Here is a 23,479-nt window from a genome sequence, read left to right on the forward strand (position 1 = left end):
ATAGAGTGGCTTGTCGGGATGACGAACGTGTGACGGCCGGATTTAATTGTCATCGGTCGCAAAGTACGAGAGAGCCGCTGGCGCTTGGGTAGAATGCGCGGCGTGTCGAGGTCTGGTTTTTTATCGAGGTTGTGCGATGTCGTTGCAAGTGATGTGGGGGCTGCTGGCGGCCCACCCGGCCAAGCTGATCAATGTGCTGGCCTTGTTGATTACCTGCCCTGGCGGGTTGCTGTTGCAAGCGGCGCGGCGTCGTGGCGCGCAGGCGCTGGCGGGGCTGGCGCGTGATGAGGTGATGGTGGAGGGGATGAACCTGCGGGTGAACCGGTTCTACTACATCCTGGGGTTTTCGTGCCTGGCGATGGCGCTGCTGCTGTCGTGGTTCAGTACCTGGATCTGAGGTGAAGCCATCGCGGGTCAAGCCCGCTCCCACATGTTCTGCACTGTACTCAAGGCCAGTGATATCCCTGTGGGAGCGGGCTTGACCCGCGATACGGGCGACGCGCTCTAGAGCGCCAACCCCGCCTTGACGCGGTACTGGTTGCGCACCGGCATCGCATACTGCAGCACCAGGTACGGCTGGTGTTCCACCGGGCAGGCATCCAGGCGCCGCTGCCACTCGGCCTGGGCTCGGGCCAGCTCATCGGCCGGGAACACCTCGGCGGCCCTGGGCACCTGCAACTGCGGGTCGGCATCGGCCCACTGTGCATACGCCAGGTAATGCACCGGGAACAACCGGTAGCCACCCAGTATCTGCCGATCGATTTCCGCCGCCAGCTGCTTGGTGTCTTCGAAGTACTCGCTCACCGGCGGGGCGAAGTTGATGTGCACGCGGCCTTTGTAGCCGGTGATGCCCTGGGCGATGCTCACGTCATCCTCGCCAGGCGCCTTGCTGTAGGTGCCGGTGGTGGCGCGGATGTACAGCTCGCGGGCCTTGGCCTGGTCGCACGGGTCGTACTCGTAGCTGATCGACACCGGGCTCAGGTTCAGCGACTGGATCACTGCGCCGAACGGTTCGTCCTTGCGGCTCATGTGGAACATCTTGAGGATCGCCGAATCGGTGCGGTCGTCACCATCCTTGGCGCGGCCCTCGGCCTGGGCGATCCAGATCGAGGCGCAGTCGTTGCGGATCGAGTGGTTGATGTAGGCCGACAGCAGCTGATAGGCCGCCAGCTTTTCGCGCCGCCCGGTGATCGAGCGGTGCACGATGAAGCTCTTGTTCAGGCGCATCATGTCGCTGACGAACGGCTTTTGCAGCAGGTTGTCGCCGATCGCGATGCGCGGGGTCGGCAGGCCGGCGTGGTACACCGCATAGTTGACGAAGGCCGGGTCCATCACGATGTCGCGGTGGTTGGCCAGGAACAGGTAGGCACTGCCGGACTTGAACTGCTCGACACCGGTGTAGGTCACCCCGTCGGTGGCGCGGTCGATGGTGTGGTCGACGTAGTATTCGACCTTGTCCTGCAGGGTCGATACGCAACTGACCCCGGCAAATTCCTTGCGCAGGCGCCGAGCGATCAGCGGCTTGAGCAGCCAGCCGAAGGCCCCGGCCATGCGCGGGAAGCGAAAGTGGGTGAGGATATCCAGAAATGCCGGGTCGCTGAGCAGGCGCGCCAGCACGGCGGGCACCTCGGCGTCGTTGTACGGTCGGATGGCATCGAATTCGCCCATCATGCTCTCTTGTTGGAAACGGCTAGGGTAATAGTAGGGCTGCGGACTGAAAAACGGCTCAGACACCGGCAAGGCCTGTAAATAGACCGGCAATTATACGCACAAGTCACCTGGGAGACTGCGATGGTGGAATCTGCTTTCTATGATTGTCCTTACTGCGGTGAGCAAGTGGAAACCACCGTTGACCTGTCCGGTGGCGACCAGAGCTATATCGAGGACTGCCAGGTCTGTTGCCGGCCGATCGTGTTCGTGCTGCAGGTGCATGGCGAGGAGTGGATGCTGGACGTCAAGCGCGAGGACGAGTGATGCAGCGTATCTACGAGCCGGAAAGTCTGCTGGAGGCCGAGCTTCTGATCGGCATGCTGCGCAGCGAAGGGATCAAGGCGCACCTGAGTGGGCGCGACCTGATGGGCGCCGTGGGCGAGCTGCCGATGCAGGGGCTGCTGGGCCTGGCGGTGCCCGATGCGCAGGCCGAATACGCACGCCAGCTGATCGCCGCGTACAATGGCGCCCAGCCGCTTCCTGGCGACGAGCCGGAGAGTCTTCCGGGAATACTGATTTGCTAGGTTTTGCTCATGTGTGGACGTTACGCCCTGTTTCGCTGGTCTTCGGCGTTTGCCGCGCTGCCCGGGTTCCCGCCTGACCAGCAGGCGCAATGGAACATCTCGCCCGGCGCCTCGGTGCTGATCCAGCGTCAGCGCGAAGGCCAGCTGGAGCTGGCGCGGGCGCGCTGGGGGCTGACCCCGGCGTGGCTGACCGACCTGTCGCGCACCCCGGCCCAGGCGCGCGCCGAGACCCTGGCCGAGCAACCGATGTTTCGCGAAGCGTTTCGCCTGCGCCGTTGCCTGCTGCCGGCCAACGGCTTCTACGAATGGCGCGGCACGGCGCGCAAGCGGCCTTACTGGCTGACGCCGGGCGAGGGGTCTTCGCTGTTCTTTGCCGGCGTGTGGGAGGCCTACCCGGTGCAGGACCAGGTGTGGCTGAGCACGGCGGTGGTGACCCAGGCCGCAGTCAACCAGCGCCGGCCGCTGATTCTGGATGCGGCAGGGCAGGCCGCGTGGCTGGACCCGCAGACGCCGCTGGTGAAGTTGCAGGAATTGCTCGCTGGCCCGCAGGCCGCCTTGCGCGAGCGGGTGCTGGCGAACCTGGTGAATGATCCGAAGTTGAATGCGCCGGAGTGCCTGACCCCGGCGTAAGTGGTGAGCCCTTCGCCGGCAAGGCTGGCTCCTACAGGCACTGCATGCCCCTTTAGGAGCCGGCCTTGCCGGCGAAGCTTCTGGCTCAGACGCGAAACTGATTGATCAACCGGCGCTGCTGCTCCGCCAGCTTGGTCAGCTCCGCGCTCGCTGTGCTTGACTCATCCGCCCCGCCAGCCACTTCATTGGCCACCTGGCCGATATTGATCACATTGCGGTTGATGTCCTCGGCCACTGCGCTCTGCTCCTCCGCCGCGCTGGCGATCTGGGTGTTCATGTCGTTGATCACCGACACCGCCCGGGTGATGCTCTCCAGCGCCTGGGCCGCCTGCGCCGCCTGTTGCACGCTGACTTCGGTCTTGCCCTGACTGTCCTCCATTACCTGCACCACATCCCGCGTGCCCTGCTGCAGCTGCTGGATCATCTGCTGGATCTCTTCGGTAGCCTGCTGGGTCTTCTGCGCCAGGTTGCGCACTTCATCGGCCACCACGGCAAACCCGCGTCCCTGTTCACCGGCTCGCGCCGCCTCGATGGCCGCGTTGAGCGCCAGCAGGTTGGTCTGTTCGGCAATTGCACGAATCGCCACCAGGATCGCGTTGATGTTCTCGCTGTCGCGCGCCAGGGCCTGTACCACACCCACCGCACGGCCGATCTCCTCGGCCAGGGCGCTGATCGAGGTGGAGGTGTTGCGCACGATCTCCAGGCCCTGGTTGGCGGCCTGGTCGGCATTGCTGGCCGCTTGCGCCGCATGGGTGGCATTGCGCGCCACGTCCTGGGCGGTCGCGGTCATTTCATGCACCGCAGTGGCCACCAGGTCGATCTCGGCCATCTGCTTGTGCACGCCCTGGTTGGTGCGAATGGCGATGTCGGCGGTGTGCTCGGACGAGTCGCTGACCTTCTGTACCGACACCACCACCTGGCTGATCATTGCCTGCAGCTTGCTCAGGAATGTATTGAAGCCACGGGCGATGGCGCCCAGTTCGTCGGCGCGATCGCTGCTCAGGCGCCGGGTCAGGTCACCTTCGCCCTGGGCGATGTCGTCCAGCATGCCGACCATCTGGCGCAGCGGCCGGGCGATACCGTGGGCCAGCAGCCAGATGACCAGCAGGCCAAGCCCGGCGATGCCCAGGCCGACCACGATCATGCCGGTGAGGTCGGTGCTGCGCTGGGCGCTCATTTCGCGCTGCAGCGCGTCGAGGTCGGCCATCACCGCGCTGACCGGCAGTTGCAGCAGCAAGGTCCAGCGCGAGGCGGTGTTGCCCACGGCAAATGGCACGAACAGCTCGATCTGTCCGCTGGCATGGTCGATTTCGTAGTGCAGCGCCTTGCCCGACAGGTTGCCGAGCACCGCCACTTCATTGGGTTGCAGCACATCGCTGGCTTTTTTGCCGAACGTGCTCGCATCCTTGGTGTAGGCCACCACGCGTCCGTTGTTGGACAGCAGCGCCATCTCGCCCGCACCGTCATACAGCTGGGCGTCGGCGGCCTTGAGCATATCCTGGATGAAGTTCAGCGACAGGTCGGCGGCGGCGATGCCCTGGAACTGGCCGTTGACCATGATCGGCTCGACGAACGAGGCCAGCATCACGGTCTTGTTGCCCACCTGGTACGGGGCCGGGTCGATGGCGCAGGCCTTGCCGGTCTCCTTGGAACACAGGTAGTACTCGCTGGTGCGCACGCCTGTGGGCAGCAGGGTACGGTCGTCCACATCCTGGAGTTTGTCGAGGGTCAGGCTACCGTCGTCGTTACGGTACCACCACGGCAGAAAGCGCCCGCTCTGCGGGTTGACGCCCGCCAGCGTGCTGCCTGCATAGCGGGCATCGTCGTGGTCCAGCGCATTGGGCTCCCAGCCCACGTAAACGCCCAGCAACAGCGGGTTGTCCAGGGCGGTCTGCCTGAGCAGGGCGATCATCTGTTCGCGTTCGAGCTTGAGCTGCGGGTTGCCGGCAGCATCCTGCATGCCGATCAGGGCATTGGTGGTGGCCAGGCCGCGGGCGATCAGCAGCGGCGCCTCGAGGCTGCGCTGGATCTGGCTGACCTGGGTCTGGGCCAGGGCCGTCAGGCGTTGCTCGATCACTGCCTCGAACTGTTGCTGGGTGCGGTTGTGCACCAGCGTCTGGGTGCGGGCACCGGAATACACTGCGTATAGCACCAGTGCTGCAACGATGCTCAGCACGATGGCACCGGCCAGCGCGGCCACGGAAAACTGGATCGACTTGAACTTCATGGGAGCTCCGAGCGCAAAGAGGGTCGCCTGTCTGGGCGTTATCGGCGCGCCGGGGGCAAAGCATGAGTGTGGCGATGCAATTCTTCGCGAACGGCTGTAGCGCGTTTATGATGCGCGGCCTAGGATACGCCGCATGTTCGAAGGGAGTGTTTTCATGCGTAGATCAGTTGTTATCGGTGCCCTGAGCGCCAGTGTGCTGCTGGCCGGTTGCCAGGCCGTGAACACCACCAGTGGTGGAGCGGTGGGCGTGGAGCGCAAGCAGTACATGTTCAGCATGCTGTCGACCGATGAGGTCAACCAGATGTACGCGCAGTCGTACCAGCAGACCCTGGGCGAGGCATCCACCAAAGGTATGCTCGACAAGACCAGTGCCACCGCCAAGCGGGTGCAGGCCATTGCCGATCGGCTGATCGTGCAGGCGCCGAAGTTCCGCCCCGATGCGGCGCAGTGGAAATGGGAAGTCAACCTGATCAAGAGCGACGAGCTCAATGCCAACTGCGGCCCGGGTGGCAAGATCATTTTCTATACCGGCCTGATCGACAAGCTCAAGCTGACCGACGACGAGATCGCGGCGGTAATGGGCCACGAAATCGCCCACGCCCTGCGCGAGCATGGTCGCGAGGCGATGTCCAAGGCCTATGGTGTTGAGATGGCGCGCCAGGGCGCAGGTGCCCTGTTCGGCCTGGGCCAGGACAGCCTGGCGCTGGCCGACACCGTGGTGCAGTACAGCATGACCTTGCCCAACAGCCGCAGCAACGAGAACGAAGCCGACCTGATCGGCCTGGAGCTGGCGGCGCGTGCGGGCTACAACCCGAATGCGGCGATCAGCCTGTGGAACAAGATGACCGAAGCGTCGGGTGGTTCGCAGCCCGAGTTCATGAGCACTCACCCGGCTTCGAGCAGCCGTATCGCGTCGTTGCAGGCGGCGATTCCCAAGGTGATGCCGTTGTACGAGCAAGCCAGAAAATAGCGCCGTGACCTTCGCCGGCACTGCCGGCTCCTACCTGAACCTGTAGGAGCCGGCCTTGCCGGCGAATGCTTCACACGCTAGCCGGTATCAGCCCACCCACCCGCTGACCTTCATCGCCGAATACACCGCCACCAGCGCCAGCACCACGAATGCCGTGGCCGCCAGGCGACGGATCAGGGTCAACGGCAGCTTCTCGGCGGCAAAATTGCCCGCCAGCACCACCGGTACGTTGGCAATCAGCATGCCCAGGGTGGTGCCGATGATCACCATGATCAGGTGCGGGTACTGCGCCGCCAGCATCACCGTGGCCACCTGCGTCTTGTCGCCGATCTCGGCAATGAAGAAAGCGATCAGCGTGGTCAGGAACGGGCCGAAGCGCCGCGCCGTACTGGCTTCATCGTCATCCATCTTGTCCGGCACCAGGGTCCACAGGGCCGTGGCGGCAAAGCTTGCGGCCAGGATCCAGTGCAATGTGGCCTCGGAAAAGAAACTGCCGAACCACGCACCCACCGCACCGGCCGCCGCATGGTTGGCCAGGGTCGCGGCAACGATACCGGCGATGATCGGCCAGGGTTTGCGAAAGCGTGCAGCGAGGATGAGCGCGAGCAGTTGCGTCTTGTCGCCGATTTCGGCGAGCGCAACGATGGCGGTGGGGACCAGCAATGATTCCAGCATCAGGATTCCTACGGGGGCGGGTCGACACGGCTATGACACGTACAGCCTTCCCGCCCCGGGTAAGGTGTGCGTGTCATAGGTCTTGTCAAACCCTGGATCCGTCTGTGCGGACCGTGGGTCGTACGCGCCATGGTCTGAGGACCAAGTATGTTGACGCGTACCGGGCGAGCTGGGTGCTCGCGGGAGACTACTCCCCTAGGACGGAGCGGATTCTGCCTAGGCAAAACCGTTTGGGCAAGCGAAGTTTTTAGGTTCGTGTGGCCTGGTAGATCCGAAAGCCTTGTCCCTCGTCGCGAATCATGCAGTTGCCCAAGGCGCCTTCGATGAGCGGTTGGTACCGCAGGAAGCTGTTGGCCACAAGCCGAAGTTCGCCGCCTTTTTTCAGATGATCGGCCGATTTTTTCAGCAAGGTTTCCGAGGCGTGGTAATTGGTGTGAACCCCGGTGTGAAACGGCGGATTGCTCAGGATCACGTTCAGCTCGCGGGGCGCGGCATCGATGCCGTCACCGGCGATGACCTCCCCCTCCAGGCCATTGGCGGCCAGGGTCAGGCGGCTGCTGGCCACGGCGAAGGCATCCACGTCCAGCAGCGTTACCCGGCTTTGTGGGTAGCGGCGCTTGATCGCCGCGCCGAGTACGCCCGCGCCGCAGCCAAAGTCCAGCACATGGCCCACGGGCAGTTGCTCGAGGTTATCCAGCAGCAGCGCGCTGCCGCGGTCCAGCCGGCCATGGCTGAAGACCCCGGGCAGGCTCACGATCTGCAGCGGGCCTTCGGCCAGTGGCAGTTCGAATCGTTGCGCCAGGCTTTCCAGCGGCTGCGCCTCTGGCGGGGTGTCCACCGTGACCTGCCACAGCTGGCAATGGCGTGCACTGTCGAGCTTGCGCGGCTTGCCGAAGGCGTGCAGCTGCTTGGCCGCACCCTCGATACCCCCGCGCTTTTCACCCACCAGGTACAGCTGGCGCCCACCCAGGCGCGAGGCCAGGGCATTGAGCAGGTAGTTGGCCAGATCGCGGGACTTGGGCAGAAACAGCACGGCGCCGTCGAAAGCCACCGGCGGCACCTCCACGCCATAGTGACTGCGCCCGGCAAATCGCGCCTCGAGCGCGGCCTGGTCGCCGGCGTGCCAGCTCCAGGCGCGGGCATCGGGCAGGCTGCCCAGTAGGTCGTCGGCGGGCAGGCCGGCCAGCAACACGGGGCCTTTGAACAGCTCGGCCTGACGGAGCAACACTTCACTACGCGGGTCCATGGTCGGCGCCCCTCTGCAAAAAGTCGCGAATTCTAGCAGAACTCAGCTGACCACTCGGCGCGGGTTGCCCTGCAGGAAGGCTTCGGCGTTCTCGGCCAGTTGGCCGACGATGCGCTGGCGCGCCTCGACCGCGCCCCAGGCACTGTGCGGGGTGACCACAAGGCGCGGGATATCGCCTGCCAGCAGGGGGTTGCCATTGACCGGAGGCTCCACGCTGAGCACGTCGGTGGCGGCGCCACCCAGGTGCCCGCTGCGCAGTGCGTCGGCCAGCGCCTGCTCGTCGATCAGCCCGCCACGGGCGGTGTTGACCACGAACGCGCCGGGCTTGAGCAGGGCCAGCTCGGCGGCGCCGATCATGTTGCGGGTGCTGTCGTTGAGCGGGCAGTGCAGGGTCAGCGCATCCACCTGCGGCAGCAGCTCGGCCAGGCTCAGGCGATCATCGCGGGCCGGGCGGCCGGGCAACTGGCCGGACAGCACGCGCATGCCGAAAGCTTCGGCCAGGCGCGCCACCGCACCGCCAAGTTCGCCGTGGCCGAGCAGGCCGAGGGTCTTGCCCTCCAGTTCGACGATGGGAAAGTCGAGCAGGCAGAACTGCCTGGCCTGGGCCCATTTGCCGTCGGCCACCGCCTGCTGGTAATCGGGCAGGCGAGTGGCCAGCGCCAGCAGCAGGGCCAGGGTGTGCTGCGCCACCGAGGGCGTGCCGTAGCCCTGGCAGTTGCTGACCACGATGCCCTGGGCACGCGCGGCCTGCAGGTCGACGTTGTTGGTGCCGGTAGCCGACACCAGGATCAGCCTGAGGTCGGGGCAGGCGGCGAGGGCGGCGGCGTCCAGGTGCACCTTGTTGGTGATCGCCACGCTCGCGCCCTGCAGGCGCTCGGCCACTTCGTGGGGGGCAGTGGTCGGATGCAACTGCAGTTCATCGAAGCAGCCGCGCAGGCGGCTCAGGTCGAGGTCGCCCAGGTCCAGGGAGCTGTGGTCGAGGAATACAGCGCGGCGCAAGGTCATGGGGCAGGCTCCTGGGGTGTGGTTTGAGCAGGTAGTGGGGCATTAGAGCCTGCATCGCCGTGGGCGTAAAGCCAGGCATCCGGCTGCACGAGAGGTGACTGTGCCGATTCACTTGTAACTGTATCTTTCAGAACTGCCAGGCAGTGGGTAAGGTACGCCACCCGATCGTTTGCCAGGAGCGTCACCCCATGTACTGGGCAGAATTTCTCACCGTTGCGCTGATCCACCTGCTGGCCGTGGCCAGCCCCGGCCCGGACTTTGCGGTGGTGGTGCGCGAAAGTGTTACCCACGGTCGGCGCGCCGGTACCTGGACCGCCTTCGGCGTGGGCACGGCGATCTTCCTGCATGTGGGCTATTCGCTGCTGGGCATCGGCCTGATCGTGTCGCAGTCGATCATGCTGTTCAACGTGCTCAAGTGGCTGGCTGCGGCCTACCTGGTGTACATCGGCATCAAGGCCCTGCGTGCCCGCCCGGCGCCTGCCGGCAGCGAGAGCGTGCAGGTCTCGACCGTGGCGCGCACCCCGCGTGCCGCCTTTGTGGCAGGGTTCATGACCAACGGCCTGAACCCCAAGGCCACGCTGTTCTTCCTGTCGCTGTTCACGGTGGTGATCAACCCGCACACGCCGCTGCTGATACAGGCCGGCTACGGGGCCTACCTGGCGCTGGCCACCGGCCTGTGGTTCTGCCTGGTGGCCCTGCTGTTCAGCCACGCCCGCGTGCGCTCCGGCTTTGCGCGCATGGGCCACTGGTTCGATCGCGGCATGGGCGCGGTGCTGGTGGCGCTGGGTATCAAGATCGCCTTCACCGAGATGCACTGAGGCGGTTGATGGCCATTGGCCTGTCATCCCTGCGGGCGCGCAAATCATTCCTTTGGCTGATTTGAGCGCCCCCGTCCCGTTCTAGAGTAAGCGCCGTATTGCCATGCCTGCGTACTCGAAAAAGGGACTCCCATGCTGCAAACCAGGATTATCGCCCCCGCTGCGGGCGCTTACGAATACCCGCTGCTGATCAAGCGCCTGCTGATGTCGGGCAGCCGCTACGAGAAAACCCGCGAGATCGTGTACCGCGATCAGCTGCGCTACAACTACCTGACCCTGAGCGAGCGCATCGCGCGCCTGGCCAACGTGCTCACCGCAGCCGGGGTCAAGGCCGGCGACACCGTGGCGGTGATGGACTGGGACAGCCATCGCTACCTGGAGTGCATGTTCGCCATCCCGATGATCGGCGCGGTGGCCCACACCATCAACGTGCGCCTGTCGCCCGAGCAGATCCTCTACACCATGAACCACGCCGAAGACCGCTTCGTGCTGGTCAACAGCGATTTCATCGGGCTGTATCAGTCCATCGCGCCGCAACTGACCACGGTCGAGAAGACCCTGCTGCTCACCGACGGCCCCGACAAGCATGCCGAACTGCCGAACCTGGTGGGCGAGTACGAGCACCTGCTGGCGGGCGCGGCCACCACCTACGACTTCCCCGACTTCGACGAGAACTCGGTGGCCACCACCTTCTACACCACCGGTACCACCGGCAACCCCAAGGGCGTGTATTTCACCCATCGCCAGCTGGTGCTGCACACCCTGGGCGTGGCTACCGTGACCGGCAGCATCGACAGCATCCGCCTGCTGGGCACCGATGATGTGTACATGCCCATCACCCCGATGTTCCACGTGCACGCCTGGGGTATCCCCTACGTGGCCACCATGCTCGGGCTCAAGCAGGTCTACCCGGGGCGCTACGAGCCGGAGATGCTGTGTCAGCTGTGGCGGGACGAAAAGGTCACCTTCTCGCACTGCGTACCGACCATCCTGCAGATGCTGCTCAACGCCAAGGGCGCGCAGGGCCAGGATTTCGGCGGCTGGAAGATCATCATCGGCGGCAGCTCGCTCAACCGCGCCCTGTATGAGTCGGCCAAGGCCCAGGGCATCCAGCTCACGGCGGCCTATGGCATGTCGGAAACCTGCCCGCTGGTGGCCTGTGCCCACCTCAACGAAGAGCTGCTGGCCGGCAGCGACGACGAATGCATCAGCTACCGCATCAAGGCCGGCGTGCCGGTGCCGCTGGTGGAGGCCGCGGTGATGGATGCCGAAGGCGGCTTCCTGCCGGCTGACGGCGAGTCCCAGGGCGAACTGGTGCTGCGCGCGCCGTGGCTGAGCATGGGGTATTTCCGCGAACCGGAGAAAGGCGCCGAGCTGTGGCAGGGCGGCTGGCTGCACACCGGGGATGTGGCGACCATCGACAGCATGGGCGTGGTCGATATCCGCGATCGCATCAAGGACGTGATCAAGACCGGCGGGGAGTGGGTGTCGTCGCTGGCCCTCGAAGACCTCGTCAGCCGCCACCCCTCGGTGCGCGAAGTGGCGGTGGTGGGTGTACCCGATCCGCAGTGGGGCGAGCGTCCGTTTGCCCTGCTGGTGGTGCGTGACGGCACCAGCATCGACGCCCGCGAGCTCAAGGAGCACCTCAAGCCCTACGTGGAGCTGGGCATGATCAACAAGTGGGCAATCCCCAGCCAGATCGCCCTTGTTACCGAAATTCCCAAGACCAGCGTGGGCAAGCTGGACAAGAAGCGCATCCGCGTCGACATCAGCCACTGGCAGGCCAGCAACAGCGCATTTCTGTCCACCCTCTGAAGGCGGGCCGGTCGCGCCCTGGCGGGTGCGACCCTTGCGCCAGACACCTGCGCGCCTTGTCAAAGCGAAAAAATAGGCCATCCTTGCCGCTGCCCGCGCAGTTGGCGAGCGAATCAGCTCTTTGGGTGTAGTACCAACGTGCAAATCACACTTTAGAGGGATCAAGCACAGGTACCTGCTGGCTATAGTCGGGTCAGGGGATTTTTAGGGACGGGGGCCCGCGCAAATGACTGCGCACTGCCACGTTGGTCGACCAGCAGGCGTATTCACGTCGGTCGTTCGATGCGTTTCTCAAAGGACTCACTGCCATAAAAATAAAGTACATGGAGTAGCGTCGATGACATCAGTAAATCTGTTCTGGCGCCGGGCGAAATTGCCATTGGCCGTCAGCCTCGCTTCTACGCTCGCCGGCCCTGCATTCGGCGTCAGTTTCAACATCGGTGAAATCGAAGGTCAGTTCGACTCGTCGCTGTCCGTGGGGGCCAGCTGGTCGACGGCCAAGCCGAACCAGAACCTGATCGGCGTCAACAACGGCGGCAAGGGGCTGTCGCAGACCTCCGACGACGGCCACCTGAACTTCAAGCGCGGCGAGACCTTCTCGAAGATCTTCAAGGGCATCCACGACCTGGAGCTCAAGTACGGCGACACCGGCGTGTTCGTGCGTGGCAAGTACTGGTACGACTTCGAACTCAAGGACGAACACCGCCAGTTCAAGGACATCAGCGACTCCAACCGCAAAGAGGGCGCCAAGTCGTCCGGTGCCGAGCTGCTCGACGCCTTCGTCTACCACAACTACTCGATTGGCGAACTGCCGGGTTCGGTGCGTTTCGGCAAGCAGGTGGTGAGCTGGGGTGAAAGTACCTTCATCGGTGGTGGCATCAACTCGATCAACCCGATCGACGTTTCCGCGTTCCGCCGCCCGGGTGCCGAGATCAAGGAAGGCCTGATCCCGGTCAACATGTTCTACATCTCCCAGAGCCTGACCGACAACCTGTCGGCCGAAGCCTTCTACCAGCTGGAATGGGACCAGACCGTCGTCGACAACTGCGGCACCTTCTTCTCCCAGCCGGACATCATCGCCGACGGTTGCACCGACAACCTGCGCGTATTGTCCAGCAGCCGCACCATGACCCCGGCTCAGATCGCCGGCCTGGCCAACTTCGGCGTGGATGTGAACGAGGAAGGCATCAAGGTGGCGCGCGGCCCCGACCGCGATGCCCGTGACAGCGGCCAGTTCGGTGTTGCCCTGCGCTACATGTTCGAACCGCTCAATACCGAGTTCGGCGCCTACGCCATGAACTACCACAGCCGTGCGCCGATCTTCAGCGCCACGGGGGCTTCTGCACAGGCCTACGCCATTGCCGGCATGGTCGACCCGCGCACCGGCGCCGCCATCGTGGCGGGCAACTCCAAGTACTTCGTCGAGTATCCCGAAGACATCCGCCTGTACGGCCTGAGCTTCTCCACCACCCTGCCTACCGGCACCGCGTGGAGCGGTGAAATCAGCTACCGGCCGAACGCACCGGTGCAGCTGAACACCACCGACATCCTGTACGCCGGGGTCACCCAGCTGGGCGGCACGTTCGGCAATGCCTCGCTGCTCAAGGGCCAGGCCGATACCGACCTGCACGGCTACAAGCGCAAGGAAATCACCCAGTTCCAGACCACCCTGACGCACTTCTTCGACCAGGTGATGGGCGCCAGCCGCATGACCGTGGTAGGTGAAGTGGGCGTGACCCACGTGGGCGGCCTGGAAAGCGCCGACAAGCTGCGCTACGGCCGCGATCCGGTGTATGGCCCTGGCCCGCTGCCGGATACCTTCGGCCTCAACACCTGCTCGGACATCCTCAACGCCGGCACCATCGGTGGCGCCGCGCCTGGCGGTGGTTCCTCCGCCAACCGCAGCCGCAAGTGCGAAAAGGACGGCTACACCACCAGCACCTCGTGGGGCTACCGTGGCCGCGTGATCTGGGACTACAACGATGTGTTCGCCGGGGTCAACCTCAAGCCGAGCGTGGCCTGGTCGCATGACGTGTCCGGCTACTCGCCAGGCCCGGGCGGCAACTTCGAGGAAGGGCGCAAGGCGGTCAGCCTGGGCCTGGACGCCGAATACCAGAACACCTACACCGCGAGCCTGTCGTACACCAACTTCTTCGATGGCAAGTACACCACCGTGGATGACCGCGACTTCATCGCCCTCAGCTTCGGCGTGAACTTCTAAGCACTGATCCGGGAAGACCAAGATCATGAAAGCAACCAAGAGTCTGTTGAAAATCGGTGTGCTGAGCCTGTCGCTGCTCGCCACCGGCGTGATGGCGGCGGTGTCCGCCGACGAAGCCGCCAAACTGGGCACCAGCCTGACCCCGATGGGCGCCGAGAAGGCCGGCAATGCCGACGGTTCGATCACCGCCTGGCAGCCCCTGAGCACCACGGCCGGTTCGGTCGATGCCAAGGGCTTCCTGTCCGACCCGTACGGCAACGACAAGCCCAAGTTCACCATCACCGCGCAGAACGTCGACCAGTACAAGGACAAGCTGTCCCCTGGCCAGTTGGCCATGTTCAAGCGCTATCCGGACACCTTCAAGCTGCCGGTGTACCCGACCCAGCGTGGCTCCACGGTGCCGGACTCGGTGTTCGCCGCCATCAAGAAGAACGCCACCACCACCAACCTGGTAGCTGGCGGCAACGGGCTGGAGAACTTCCAGATCGCGATTCCGTTCCCGATCCCGAAAAGCGGTGTGGAGGTGATCTGGAACCACATCACCCGCTACCGTGGCGGTGGCGTCACGCGTGTGGTGAACCAGGCCACGCCGCAGCAGAACGGCAGCTACAGCATGGTGAAGCTCGAGGAACAGTTCATGTTCCGCGATCGCCTGAAGGATTTCGATCCGGCCAACCCTGGCAACGTGCTGTTCTACTTCAAGCAGAAAGTGACCGCCCCGCCGCGTCTGGCCGGTACCGTGCTGCTGGTTCACGAGACCCTCGACCAGGTCAAGGAGCCGCGCAAGGCCTGGATGTACAACGCTGGCCAGCGCCGCGTGCGCCAGGCCCCGCAAGTGTCGTATGACGGCCCGGGTACCGCCGCTGACGGCCTGCGTACCTCCGACAACCTGGACATGTTCAACGGTGCGCCGGACCGCTACGACTGGAAGCTGGAAGGCAAGAAGGAGATGTACATTGCCTCCAACAGCTACAAGCTCGATTCGACGAGCCTCAAGTATGCCGACATCATCAAGCCGGGGCATATCAACCAGGACCTGACCCGTTACGAGCTGCGTCGCGTGTGGCATGTGGTGGGCACCCTGAAACCGGGCCAGCGGCACATCTATGCCAAGCGTGACTTCTACATCGACGAAGACACCTGGCAAGCGGCCGTGATCGACCAGTACGACGGCCGCGGCCAGCTGTGGCGGGTATCCGAGGCACATGCCCAGGACTACTACAACAAGCAGGTGCCGTGGTACACCCTGGAAGCCATCTACGACCTGCAGTCGGGCCGTTACCTGGCGCTGGGCATGAAGAACGAAGAGCAGAAGGCCTACAACTTCGACTTCACTGCCAGCAAGGCCGACTTCCAGCCGGCAGCGCTGCGCCAGGATGGTGTGCGCTGAGTTAGAACCTCCTCCGTGTGATCCCCAGAACGCCCCGGCTTGCCCGGGGCGTTTCTGTGTGTGGCCCGACAACAGGCCGTGAGGGGCAATGCGGGATGAATTGCACGCAATGCTGCGCTTCGTGAGTTTTTGTCGCTTTTTGTTGTAGTCTTTTTTCCGACCTCTGCGCCAATCATCTTCAAATGTGCCGTTTAAAGCGCTAGTCTCGGCGGGTCTGTTCTGCCGAAGACTTCCAACTAAAACGAGCCGGCCATGACTGATCTGTCGCGTATGCAAGGGTTCGCCAGCCAGGCCATCAGCGCTGTGGAGGGCCGCTTCTACCGTCCACCACTGCCCGAGGGGCACGTGCCGCGCCCGCGGCTATGCCAGCGCCTGCACGCCGGCCTTAGCGGTCGACTGCTGCTGGTTTCGGCGCCCGCCGGTTTCGGCAAGAGCTCGCTGGCCGTGGAGTTCTGCCAGAGCCTGCCGGCCTCGTGGGGCAGCCTGTGGCTGGGGCTGAGCCAGCGCGACAGTGACCCCGGGCGCTTTCTGGAGCGCCTGCTCGAAGGGCTGCAGCAGTTCTGCCCGGACCTGGGCAACCAGGCCCTGGGCCTGCTCAAGATGCGCCAGCGGCACCAGCCTTTTGCCTTCGAGGAGTGGCTCGACAGCCTGCTCGACGAACTGGCCCTGCACCTGCACCCGCAGAACCCGCTGCTGCTGGTGCTCGATGACTACCATCTGGCCCAGGGCCCGGTGCTCGACCGCTGCCTGCAGTTCTTCCTCAATCATTTGCCGCCTGGCCTGGTGCTGCTGGTCACCAGCCGCCAGCGTCCCGACTGGCACCTGGCGCGCCTGCGCCTGTCGCAGCAGTTGCTCGAACTCACCGAACAGGACCTGCGCCTGAGCCCCGAGGAATCCCTGGCCGTGCTCGACCAGCACCCCACCACGCTGCGTGGCCAGGCCCTGGACAACCTGATTCAACGCAGCGACGGCTGGGTCGCCGGCCTGCGCTTCTGGCTGCTGGCCGCCTCCGAGGCGGGGGTCGACAGCGCCTTGCCCCACGCCCTGCATGGCGGCGAGGGGCTGATCCGCGACTACCTGCTCGAAGAAGTCATCGACTGCCTGCCGCCCGAGGTGCAGGCGTTTCTCTACGACACCGCCTGCCAGGAGCGTTTTTGTGCCGACCTGTGCGATGCACTGCGCGAAAGCCACGACAGCGCGCAGATACTGCGTTACCTGAAGGCACACCAGGTGTTTCTGGTACCGCTGGACGAGCAGGGTCAATGGCTGCGTTATCACCACCTGTTCTCCGACCTGCTGCGCACCCGCCAGGCCAGCCAGCCGCTGGCCAGCCTGCACCTGCGCGCGTGCCGCTGGTTCCACGCCCAGGGCCTGCTCGACGAGGCGGTGGAGCAGGCCCTGCGCGCCGGTCACCTGGACGTGGCGGCCAACCTGGTGCAGAACCTGTCCGAAGAGCAACTGCTGGCCGAACAGAACGTCGGCATGCTGCTGCGCTGGAAGATGGACCTGCCCGACAGCCTGCTGATCAGCACCCCGCGCCTGATCGTGCTGTACAGCTGGGCGCTGGGGCTGGCCTGCCAGCTGGACGCGGCCGAGGAACTGGTCAGCCACCTCAGCCGGTTCCTGCCGGCGCCTTCGGCCACGGCGCAGAAGTCCATGCTGGCGCAATGGCTGGCCCTGAGCGGAATCATCGCCCGCGGTCGCGGCGATCGTCTGAAAACCCGTTCGTACTGCCAGCAGGCGCTGCGCAGCCTGCCCACCAAGCGCTACGGCCAGCGCCTGATGTGCCTGTCCACGTTGTCCAACCTGGCCATCGCCGAGGGCGATTTCTGGCACGCCCGTGGCTGGAACCGCGAGGCGCTGGAGCTGGCACGGCGGGTCGGCAACCCGTTGTTCGAGGCCCTGGCCCACTACGATCGCGCGCGGGTGCTGCATGCCCGTGGCGAGGTCCTGCGTTCGATGGAGGAGGTGCGCCACGGCCTGCAACGCCTGCAAGGGCTGTCGGCCCAGCGCCTGTACGCGGCGCGTGCGCGCCTGGCGCTGTACGAAGGCTACCTGCTGGTCGCCGGGCTGCAGCCCCAGGAAGGGCGTGCGCGCTTGCGCGCCGGGCTGGTGGAAGCGCGTGCCTGTCGCGACATCAGCGTGCTGATCGGGCATTGCGTGCTGGCCACCCTGGACGGACGCGAGGGGCGTTTTACCGAGGCCTTCTGCGAGCTGGCCGAGGCCGAGCGCCTGATGCATATCTGGGACGTGCCGCCGGTGTTCTACCTGGCCATGATCACCCTGGTCAAATGCGAGCTGTGGCTGGCCCAGGGGCGCATGGACCTGGCCGAATCCTGGCTGCTGCGCCTGGGCCAGACCTACGGTGGCGAACGTGCCGCCGCCGCACCGGAGTTCCATCCGCTGCTGCCTTTGCACATCGAACTGCAGCAGGCCCTGCTGGAACAGGCCCAGGGGCGTACCGCACAGGCCGCACAACGCCTGCAGGCGCTGACCGAGCACGGGCGCAGCAATGGCGGCCAGCTGCTCGGCACCACCGCGGTGTGTCAGCATATCGGCCTGTTGCTGGCGAGCGGTGCTGCAGAGGCGGCCGTGGTGTTGCTGCCCCAGGCCCTGGAGGTCGCGCAGGGGGGCGTGCTGCAACCCTTCCAGCGGCTGCTGGAAGATCACCCCGAGTGGATGCGCGAGCAGTTGCTGGCCCAGCCGGCGGGGCCGGTGCAGGCGCGCCTGCTGTCGCTGTTGCCGATGGTTGATACCCCGCCGGCCCCCGGGGCGGGCACCGAGGCCCTGAGTGCGCGAGAGATGTCGGTGCTCAAGCTGATCGCGCTGGGGTGCTCCAACCAGCAGATCAGCGAGCAACTGTTCATTTCGTTGCACACCGTCAAGACCCACGCCAGCCACATCAACAGCAAGCTCGGCGTCGAGCGGCGCACCCAGGCGGTCGCCCGGGCCAAGGCGCTGGGCCTGTTGTAGCACGGCAGTCGGCCAAGTATGATGGCATCGCGCCATCACGCTTGGCGCGTTGGCTTCATGCCGCATGCTTGCGGCGCCTCAAGCAAAGTGCACGTGCTGCCGATAGCCTTTCCGAGGCCTGCAGCCGTTGACGTTGCTTGCCAAGCAGCATGCGCTGGCGATGATCGTCGCGCTGCTTGCGTCCTGAAGCCGAGCCTGTCCCTGTAGGCGCCTTGGCGCCGCTCTTCTTTCTTCCAAGTCAGGTTTTGTGGATGTTGGTGTATAGCCAAAAAAGTTTTCTGATCGTCGATGACTTCACCGACTTCCGCACGTCCGTGCGTTCGATGTTGCGGGAAATGGGTATCCGCGACGTCGATACCGCCGAGAGCGGCGAGACGGCGATTCGCATGTGCGGGCAGAAGCGCTATGACTTCATCCTGCACGACTTCCACCTGGGCGACGGCAAGAAGAACGGCCAGCAGGTGCTGGAAGACCTGATGATCGACAAGCTGATCAGCCACGAGGCGATCTTTGTCATGGTGACGGCCGAGAGCAGCCAGGCGGTGGTGCTCAGTGCCCTGGAGCACGAGCCGGACGCCTACCTGACCAAGCCCTTCAACCGCCTGGGGCTGACCCAGCGCCTGGACAAGCTGGTACAGCGCAAGACCCTGCTCAAGCCTATCTTGCAGGCGCTGGACCGTGGCCGACCGGCCGAAGTGCTGCTGGCCTGCGACAACCTGTGCAAGCAGGACCCGCGCTTTGCGCCGCTGTGCCTGCGCTACCGTGCCGACGCCCTGGGCGCCCTCAACCGGCATGAGGAGCTGGAGCGCTTTCTCAAGGCGATCCTGGCCAACCGCCCTACGCCGTGGGCGTACGCGGCGCTGGGCAAGCTGCTGTTCAAGCGCGGCCAGGCCGTCCAGGCCAAGGAAATCTACGAACAGGCGATCAAGGCGTTTTCGATGATGCCCGGCCTGTACGACGGCTTGGCCGACGTGCTGGCTGCCGCAGGTGAAACCCGCCGTGCCCAGTCGGTGCTCGAAGAGGCCGTACGCCTGTCGCCGCTGGCGGTCCGCCGGCAGATGCAACTGGGCAAGCTGGCCCTGGGCAACGCCGACTTCGACACCTCGTCGCGGGCCTATCGCCAGGCCGTGAGCCAGGGCCAGAATTCGCGTTTCAAAGACCCTGAAAGCAACCTGGGCCTGGCCCAGGCGCTGATCCAGAAGAACGTGGGCAACGGCCTGGATGCACGCACACGCGTGGAGCTGAATCAGGTGCTGGGCGATGTGGCCAAGGAGTACACCGACGACCAGGGCCTGCAGGTACGTGCGCGCTTGATCAAGGCCACCGGCCTGGCGCAGGCGGGCGATGCCGAGACGGCCGCCAAGCTCACCGAGGCGGCGGTTGCGCGGCTGGAGAACATGGACCAGTTTTTCTCGGCCGAAACCGCCCTGGCAGTGGCTGCGCAGTTGCAGCAACTGGGCCAGGAGGCGGCGGGCACGGCCATCCTCAAGAACTGCGTGGAAGTCTACGGTGACGACGCGAGCGTGATGCAGAGCATCGCCAAGCTGACCGACGATCCGACGATTCTGGGCGCCGGCAACGAAGCCGTCGACCTCAACCGCCAGGGCGTGCGCAGCTATCAGGCCGGCAAGGTCGGCGAGGCGCTGGAGCAGTTCCGGCGCGCGCTGGCGTTGCAGCCCAAGAACATCAGCATTGCGCTGAACACTGCCCAGGCGCTGCTGCGCATGGCCGGGGAAAACCCCTCGAGCGCCGCGCTGGAGGAATGCCGCGCGTGCCTGGCCAAGGTGGCGGGCATTCCCAATACCGATCCGCGCTACGAGCGCTATCGAAAACTGCGTATCCGGGCGGTGGGCTCATGAGCAACGATTCCCAGGGGCTGGATTTTTCCACGGTGATCGCCTCCACCGTACACGACATGAAGAACTCCCTGGCGATGCTGATGCAGGCGCACAGCCAGTGGCTGTCGCGCCTGCCGGCCGCCCAGGCGCAAGGCCCGGAGCAGGCGGTGGTGGAGCACGAGTTCGCGCACCTCAACGGCATGCTCGTGCAGCTACTGGGGCTGTACAAACTCGGGGTCAATCAGTTGCCCATGTGCCCCGACTACCATGACCTGGACGACTTCATCGGCGGCCTGCTGGCCTCCAATCAGCCGATCATCGACAGCCGCGAGATCATTGCGCGCTACGAGATCGATGCCTTCAACCCGCTAGGCTTCTTCGACCGCGAGCTGGTCGGTTCGGTGATCTCCAACGTGATCAACAACGCCATCCGCTATGCCGGGCACGCCTTGCTGGTCACGGTGGCGGAGCAGGGCGAGCAACTGGTGCTGAGCATCAATGACGACGGCCCGGGTTATCCACAGGGCATGATCGACCGTCAGGCCGACTACGTGCAGGGCATCAACCTGCACACCGGCAGCACCGGGTTGGGCCTGTACTTCGCTGAACGCATTGCTGCGCTGCACGAGCGCAACGGTGTGCGCGGGCGCATCGAGATCGCCAATGGCGGTGCCCTGGGCGGCGGCCTGTTCCAGCTGTACCTGCCCTGAGCCAGCCGCCGGTCGGCCAGGGCGTTGCACCAAAGTCTACAAATTAAACGGTTAGTACATAAAATCCCGTAACATAGGCCACCTGCATTTCTTGTGTCCCGGTTCGCGCCTTCGTCGCTGACCGGGTGGTGATCTATTGTCTTTCGGGAGGGCCGTTTGAGCCTCTTTTCGCGTTTTCCGTTCAGCCCCCTCGCGTTTGCCGTGGGCCTTTCTTCCAGCCTGCTGGCGTGTGCGGTGCAGGCCGATGCATTCGACACCCTTGTCGACAGCCCGACCCTGACCGGCGACTGGGGCGGCAGCCGCTCACGCCTGGAGGCGAGCGGCGTCAAGCTCACCGGCGAATATGTGTCGGAAACCATGGGCCTGGTCAGCGGTGGCCTCAAGCACGGTGCGCGCTATGCGCAGCAGGTCCGCCTGGGCGCCACCTTCGACCTCGAGACATTGCTGGGCGAGGCGGATGCAGGCACGGTCCAGCTGACGATCAATGACCGGCGCGGCAACAGCGCCTCGCAAGACCTGGTGGGCAACCGGCTGCCGGTGCAGGAGGTCTACGGCGGGCTGTACACGCGCCTGAGCGAACTGAGCTATGCGCGCAGCCTGTTCACCGACGACCTGAACGTCAAGCTCGGCTGGATGGCCATGGGCAATGACTTCGGCGGCATGGGCATCCTCACCAACTTCGTCAACGCAGGTTTCTGCGCGCACCCGCTGAGCATGTCCGGTGGCAGTGGCTGGGGCAACTACCCCACGGCGCACTGGGGCATGGAGCTGAAATACCGCATCAGCCCCGAGTGGACGGTGCAGACCGCCTGGTTCAACGTGAACCCCGAGACCAACAGCGCCTCGTCCAAGGCCTTCGACCTGACCTCCAGCGGCACCACCGGGGCCATCCTGCCGGTGGAGCTGATCTACAACAACCTGGCTACCTATGACGGGCAGTACAAGTTCGGCTGGTATTACGACACCTCCGACACTGCGCGCATCGGCCAGCCCGACAGCAAGGCGGCGGGGCGTCACGGTGCCTATATCCTGGTCGACCAGATGGTATGGCGTTCGGATTCGACCCGGGGGCGCAACGTGCGCCTGTTCGCGCAGGCCACCGATACCGACACGGCCACTTCGCCGTTCTCGCACTGGTACGCGGCCGGTGCGGTGCTGAGCCGACCGTTCGCTTCGCGCGAGCATGACAACGTGGGGTTGGCGTACGGCCGTGCGGTGTTCAACTCGCGCAGCCGCGATGTACAGATCGCCAACCTGGAGCGCGGTGGCGACCTGGCCCAGGCGCAGAGTGTCAGCAACCTGGACTTGGGCGAGCAGTTGGTGGAACTGAGCTACACCGCCCAGGTAACCCGCTGGCTGACGGTGCGCCCGAGCGTGCAGTACGTGATGGAGCCGGGTGCATTTTCCGGCAAGGACACCCAGGACGCGTTGCTGGCCGGCGTACAGGTGAAGGTGCAGTTCTGATGGAGTGAGCGCGATGCGCTTGTTCGCCGGGAGGCTGACCCCTGCACAGGACTGTAGGAGCCAGCCTTGCTGGCGAAGAGGGGTGCATGACATCATCCCGCGCCCAGATCGCCCAGGATGGCCTCGCCTTCATGCTTCGCACTTCACTGCTTGCCCTCGCTCTGTTCTTCTTCCCGGTTTTCACCTACGCCGCCCCTGCGGCCTCGGACAAGAGTTGCAGCGGTGACGATTATGTCTGCCCCGATTGGATGCCGACCCAGGGCCAGGTGCAAGACGCCATGGCTGACTTCACCCGCAAGCTTCACGCCAGTGGCCGGATGACGTCGCCGATCAAGGTGCTGGGCCGCATAGAAGTCTCCACAGTCTCTTGCGCATCGATGGGCCCGGACCGCGATGCGAACTTCATCTGCGGTGCCGAAGTACGCCTGCTCGGCGACGGCGGGCAGATCCACCACGTGCAATCGTCCTACACCATGCAGCTTTCCGAGTCGAACCGGTTCAGCGTCTACTCGCAGGGCGAATGGGTTGAGTTGTGACGCGAATCGTGGCTGACTGCGCGCTCTTTTTCATCGAGCCCCTGCCGTAGCCATGAGTGAACTCACCGTCGAACTGATCCCGACCGGCCCTGAACACATCGAGCTGATCCGCAACCTCTACCAGTTCTATGCCTACGAGTCCTCGGACTGGGAGCAGGAAGACGTCGAGGTGGACGGCCGTTTCTACATCCACGACGAGCACCTGGCCCGCTACTGGCAGGAGCCGCAGTGGAGCGCCAACCTGATCCTGGTCGATGGCTACATCGCCGGCTTCCTGCTGGTCGAGCGCAGCGAACTGGCAGGGCTGGACGCACAGGAGCTGGCCGACCTGTTCATTCTCAAGCGCTACCGGCGCAAGGGCATCGGCCAGGCATTGGCTACCCAGGTGCTGATGAGTGGGGAAGGGGACTGGCTGGTGCGCTTCTATGACCAGGATGAAACCTCACAGGCGTTCTGGCGCAGCGTACTCGACAACCTGCCACGGCCGGTGCAGGCCATCGAACTGGATGATGAGGGCGAGTTGCTGAGCTTTTTGATTACGCGGGCGGTCATGCACTGAGGCCGCTGATAGCCTGGTCCGACACGGTGGTGCCTGGTGCCTTTGACCAGCAAGGGTGCGCATTGCAAAAACCAGGGCTCCTGCAATGAACTACAGTTTGCTCCGAGGGAATTTTTATCGCAGCTCGCGTTCCAAGCCTGGCAGGGAACCGCCGTCGGTCCGCTGCAT

20 protein-coding genes, 1 pseudogene and 1 riboswitch are annotated in these 23,479 nt (G+C 64.7%); of the genes and pseudogenes, 15 read left to right on the forward strand and 6 right to left on the reverse strand.

The features are described from left to right. The first annotated feature begins 136 nt into the window (after positions 1-136). On the forward strand, positions 137-397 hold the full coding sequence (locus tag B4I46_RS05450; protein ID WP_054916233.1) for a hypothetical protein: 261 nt from the start codon (positions 137-139) through the stop codon (positions 395-397). A 107-nt stretch (positions 398-504) separates the two neighbouring features. Here the strand turns inward: B4I46_RS05450 and B4I46_RS05455 are convergent, their stop codons facing one another. Continuing rightward, positions 505-1,668, reverse strand: a complete 1,164-nt coding sequence (locus tag B4I46_RS05455) for a 1-acyl-sn-glycerol-3-phosphate acyltransferase (protein WP_043864351.1) — start codon at positions 1,666-1,668, stop codon at positions 505-507. A gap of 123 nt (positions 1,669-1,791) precedes the next feature. Between B4I46_RS05455 and B4I46_RS05460 the strand changes: the two genes are divergently transcribed. Genes B4I46_RS05460 through B4I46_RS05470 form a run of 3 tightly spaced genes read left to right on the forward strand, consistent with a single transcriptional unit; the run spans position 1,792 to position 2,864 of the window. After that, positions 1,792-1,974 carry a CPXCG motif-containing cysteine-rich protein gene (locus tag B4I46_RS05460; RefSeq protein ID WP_054916232.1) on the forward strand — a complete coding sequence of 61 codons (183 nt, stop codon included), beginning with the start codon at positions 1,792-1,794 and terminating at the stop codon, positions 1,972-1,974. Then, on the forward strand, positions 1,974-2,234 hold the full coding sequence (locus B4I46_RS05465; RefSeq protein ID WP_054916231.1) for a putative signal transducing protein: 261 nt from the start codon (positions 1,974-1,976) through the stop codon (positions 2,232-2,234). Before B4I46_RS05460 ends, B4I46_RS05465 begins: the two co-directional genes overlap by 1 nt. 9 nt (positions 2,235-2,243) lie before the next feature. Next, a complete protein-coding gene (locus tag B4I46_RS05470) occupies positions 2,244-2,864 on the forward strand; it encodes an SOS response-associated peptidase (RefSeq protein ID WP_043864354.1) in 621 nt (206 codons plus the stop codon). Between the two features lie 85 nt (positions 2,865-2,949). Here B4I46_RS05470 and B4I46_RS25555 read toward each other — a convergent pair whose 3' ends face one another. Beyond that, positions 2,950-3,792, reverse strand: a complete 843-nt coding sequence (locus B4I46_RS25555; protein ID WP_371917308.1) for a methyl-accepting chemotaxis protein — start codon at positions 3,790-3,792, stop codon at positions 2,950-2,952. A 12-nt stretch (positions 3,793-3,804) separates the two neighbouring features. Further along, positions 3,805-5,091: pseudogene (locus tag B4I46_RS25560) on the reverse strand (HAMP domain-containing protein); the annotation flags it as partial. 154 nt (positions 5,092-5,245) lie between these two features. On the opposite strand from B4I46_RS25560, the gene B4I46_RS05480 reads away from it, so the two are divergent. Beyond that, the gene (locus tag B4I46_RS05480) at positions 5,246-6,061 is read left to right on the forward strand and encodes a M48 family metallopeptidase (RefSeq protein WP_043864476.1); all 816 of its coding nucleotides are present in this window, start codon (positions 5,246-5,248) and stop codon (positions 6,059-6,061) included. A gap of 87 nt (positions 6,062-6,148) precedes the next feature. Here B4I46_RS05480 and B4I46_RS05485 read toward each other — a convergent pair whose 3' ends face one another. The 3 genes from B4I46_RS05485 to B4I46_RS05495 form a co-directional block, all read right to left on the reverse strand. After that, positions 6,149-6,736, reverse strand: coding sequence for a TMEM165/GDT1 family protein (locus B4I46_RS05485; protein WP_043864356.1), 588 nt, complete (start codon positions 6,734-6,736; stop codon positions 6,149-6,151). An 87-nt stretch (positions 6,737-6,823) separates the two neighbouring features. Further along, a riboswitch (yybP-ykoY riboswitch) is annotated at positions 6,824-6,945 on the reverse strand. 38 nt (positions 6,946-6,983) lie between these two features. Next, complete coding sequence (locus B4I46_RS05490; protein ID WP_058540649.1) at positions 6,984-7,982, reverse strand: class I SAM-dependent methyltransferase; 999 nt, start codon at positions 7,980-7,982, stop codon at positions 6,984-6,986. A 42-nt stretch (positions 7,983-8,024) separates the two neighbouring features. Next, positions 8,025-8,987 (reverse strand): 2-hydroxyacid dehydrogenase, encoded by a 963-nt coding sequence (locus tag B4I46_RS05495; protein WP_104572244.1) that lies wholly within the window; start codon positions 8,985-8,987, stop codon positions 8,025-8,027. 188 nt (positions 8,988-9,175) lie between these two features. Here B4I46_RS05495 and B4I46_RS05500 point away from each other — a divergent pair, with 188 nt between their 5' ends. From B4I46_RS05500 to B4I46_RS05545, 10 genes are all read left to right on the forward strand, one after another. Beyond that, the gene (locus B4I46_RS05500; protein ID WP_043864359.1) at positions 9,176-9,805 is read left to right on the forward strand and encodes a LysE family transporter; all 630 of its coding nucleotides are present in this window, start codon (positions 9,176-9,178) and stop codon (positions 9,803-9,805) included. Positions 9,806-9,937: 132 nt separating this feature from the next. Then, positions 9,938-11,620, forward strand: a complete 1,683-nt coding sequence (locus tag B4I46_RS05505; protein ID WP_054916228.1) for a fatty acid--CoA ligase — start codon at positions 9,938-9,940, stop codon at positions 11,618-11,620. A 337-nt stretch (positions 11,621-11,957) separates the two neighbouring features. After that, positions 11,958-13,841 (forward strand): DUF1302 domain-containing protein, encoded by a 1,884-nt coding sequence (locus B4I46_RS05510; protein WP_043864361.1) that lies wholly within the window; start codon positions 11,958-11,960, stop codon positions 13,839-13,841. 25 nt (positions 13,842-13,866) lie between these two features. After that, entirely contained in the window at positions 13,867-15,231 is a 1,365-nt protein-coding gene (locus tag B4I46_RS05515) for a DUF1329 domain-containing protein (RefSeq protein WP_043864362.1), read from the forward strand. Positions 15,232-15,483: 252 nt separating this feature from the next. Then, positions 15,484-18,204 carry a LuxR C-terminal-related transcriptional regulator gene (locus B4I46_RS05520; protein WP_286898958.1) on the forward strand — a complete coding sequence of 907 codons (2,721 nt, stop codon included), beginning with the start codon at positions 15,484-15,486 and terminating at the stop codon, positions 18,202-18,204. Positions 18,205-18,455: 251 nt separating this feature from the next. Next, entirely contained in the window at positions 18,456-20,063 is a 1,608-nt protein-coding gene (locus B4I46_RS05525) for a tetratricopeptide repeat-containing response regulator (protein ID WP_043864364.1), read from the forward strand. Next, positions 20,060-20,752: a sensor histidine kinase gene (locus B4I46_RS05530; RefSeq protein WP_054916226.1), complete on the forward strand. Its 693-nt coding sequence runs from the start codon at positions 20,060-20,062 to the stop codon at positions 20,750-20,752. Before B4I46_RS05525 ends, B4I46_RS05530 begins: the two co-directional genes overlap by 4 nt. Before the next feature lie 156 nt (positions 20,753-20,908). Next, complete coding sequence (locus tag B4I46_RS05535) at positions 20,909-22,216, forward strand: carbohydrate porin (RefSeq protein ID WP_286898962.1); 1,308 nt, start codon at positions 20,909-20,911, stop codon at positions 22,214-22,216. A gap of 86 nt (positions 22,217-22,302) precedes the next feature. Continuing rightward, a complete protein-coding gene (locus B4I46_RS05540; protein WP_286898964.1) occupies positions 22,303-22,752 on the forward strand; it encodes a hypothetical protein in 450 nt (149 codons plus the stop codon). Positions 22,753-22,804: 52 nt separating this feature from the next. Continuing rightward, positions 22,805-23,311 carry a GNAT family N-acetyltransferase gene (locus B4I46_RS05545; RefSeq protein ID WP_054916224.1) on the forward strand — a complete coding sequence of 169 codons (507 nt, stop codon included), beginning with the start codon at positions 22,805-22,807 and terminating at the stop codon, positions 23,309-23,311. The last annotated feature ends 168 nt before the right edge of the window (positions 23,312-23,479 follow it).

Origin of the sequence: Pseudomonas sp. UBA7500 (assembly GCF_002478435.1) — a bacterium.
Lineage (GTDB): Bacteria > Pseudomonadota > Gammaproteobacteria > Pseudomonadales > Pseudomonadaceae > Aquipseudomonas > Aquipseudomonas palmensis.